Below are 2,355 nucleotides of genomic sequence, written 5' to 3' on the forward strand. Positions count from 1 at the left end.
GAAGGCTGCCCCCGACAACGGCGACCCGATCGGGCTCACCCCGCTGCGGGTGTCCGGTTCGAGGATCTCACGGAACGACGCATGCACCGTGGTCTCGGTGATGCCGTACATGTTGATCAGCTGTGGCCGCGTCGGGTGGTTCTGCAGCCACGGCCGCAGACGTTGTGGCTCAAGGGCTTCCCCGCCCCACACCACCGCGTCGAGTTCCAGTTGCCAGCCCAGCTCGGGTTGTGCGGTGTCGGCGGCGATCAGGTTGTAGAACGCCGAGGGGGTTTGGGTCAGTACGTTGACCTTTTCGGCGACCAGCAGCGTAAGTAGATCCGCCGACGACCGGGTCGTCGCTTCGGGGATCACCACCAGCCGCCCGCCATGCAGGAACGCGCCCCAGATTTCGAACACCGAGACGTCGAACCCATACGAATGGCAATGTGGCCAAACGGCTCCCGGCCAGGCGGGGATCATGTCCCAATCCCGGCAGTCGAAGAGGTCGGTGACGTTCTGGTGGCTGATCGCGACGCCCTTGGGGACCCCGGTGGTGCCCGAGGTGTACAGGATGTAGGCGATGTTTTCGGCAGCCGGGTACGGCAGGCTGGTGCTGGGCTGGGTGTCGATGGCCGGGTCATCGACATCGATGACTGTCAGATTACGGCCCTCCAGGCGTCCGGCCAGCGCGGCGGTACTCAGCACGGCCACCGGCGCGGCATCACCGACCACGAACCCGATGCGACTGTCGGGGTGGTTTGGGTCGATAGGCAGGTAGGCCGCCCCGGTCTTGAGCACCGCCAAGATCGCGGCGACCGACTGGTAGGTGCGGTCCAGCAGCAGCGCCACCACGTCACCCGATCGCACGCCGGCAGCGACCAACCGGTGCGCCAACCGGTTAGTCGCCCCGTCGAATTCGCGGTAGGTCCACGACCGGCCCTCGGATACCACCGCCGTCGCCTCGGGTGTCCGCGCAGCGTGGCCGGCGAACAGCGCCGGAAGCGACGCCGACCGCACGACCGGCTGACGCAACATCTCGCGGTTACCCCAGCTGTGCAACTCAGCGTGCTCGAGCGGGGCCAAGACATCGGTCGAGCACAGCGGCCGCTCGGGGTTGGCCGTCATAGCCGCCAACACCCGGACGAACCGCTCGGCCATCCGCTGGATAGCCGAAGAGTCGAACACGTCGGTGCGAAACTCGATGCGCAGCCCCACTTCGCGGCCCGGGACGGCCTGCACTGTAAGTGGGTAGTGGGTGCGCTCGCGGCTGGCGCCCTCGGCGATCGCCAGATCGCCAAGCGACAGCGTCGCCACATCGTCGATGGGATAGTTCTCGTAGACGAACAGGGAGTCGAACAACGACTCCTGGCCGGTGATGCGCTGAAGCTCGCTGAGCGCCAGATGCTGATGCTCGACGGTCTCGCCGTGGGCGCCGCTGAGTTGGTCTAGCAGTTCCAACGTGTTGGTGCTCAACTCTATTCGCGCCCGAACCGGGACCGTGTTGATCAATAGGCCGACCATGGATTCCGCGCTCTCGACTTCGGCCGGGCGACTGGCCGCAGTGGTGCCGAATGCGACATCGTGGTGGCCGGTCAATGAGATCAGCACCTGCGCCCAACCCGCTTGCAGCACCGTGTTGACCGTGGTGCGGCGGGTGCGGGCCAGCGCCATCACCGCCTCGGTGGTGTCGGCGGGAACGCGGAACCACTCAACGCCGCGGATGCCCAACCCCAACCGGTCCGGCGGGCCCACCAGTGTTGGGGTATCGAATCCGGCGAACACCGAAGCCCACGCTGCTCGGGCCGCATCGAGGTCGCGGTCGGCAAGCCAGGAGATGAACTTTCGATAGGGAACGGGTTTGGGCAGCGACTCACCCGCATAGCTGGCGAAGATCTCGTGGATCAGAACCGGCACCGACCAGCCATCCAGCACGATGTGATGGTTGGTGAGCACAAACCGGTGTTGTGCGGGCCCGGTGCGGATCAGGGCGGCCCGCAGCGGTAGTTGGCCAACGAGGTCACCGACCGCCGTTCGTTCGGCGGCACTCAGCTCCTGGACCTGCTTGGCCTGTTCGGCGGCATCGATGCCGTTCGCCAAATCTACATATCTCCAGGGCATTTCGGGAGTACGCGGGATAACCTGCACTGGCTGGTCGGCCTGCTGCCAGACGAATCGGGCCGCCAGGTGCGGGTGCCGGGTAAGCACCTGTTGCATGGCGCCGCGCAGCCGCTCCGCATCGAGCGGTCCGCTGATGGTGAGGTCGAGCTGCACCGCGTACGGGTCGTCCTGGTCGGCGTCGCTGTGTCCGGCGCTGGCGGCGTGGAAGAGCAAGCCCTGCTGCAGTGGAGTCAACGGCAATATATCGGCGATCGG

The 2,355-nt window shown here is 66.3% G+C and carries 1 protein-coding gene; it reads right to left on the reverse strand.

The genetic code is table 11. From position 1 onward, the window contains the following. A partial coding sequence (locus F0Q45_RS25420) for a non-ribosomal peptide synthetase (RefSeq protein ID WP_262491180.1) occupies positions 1 to 2,340 on the reverse strand: 2,340 nt, incomplete at its 3' end. Positions 2,341 to 2,355 lie beyond the last annotated feature (15 nt).

Origin of the sequence: Mycobacterium simiae, assembly GCF_008370645.1 — a bacterium.
GTDB classification, from domain to species: Bacteria; Actinomycetota; Actinomycetes; order Mycobacteriales; family Mycobacteriaceae; genus Mycobacterium; species Mycobacterium simiae_A.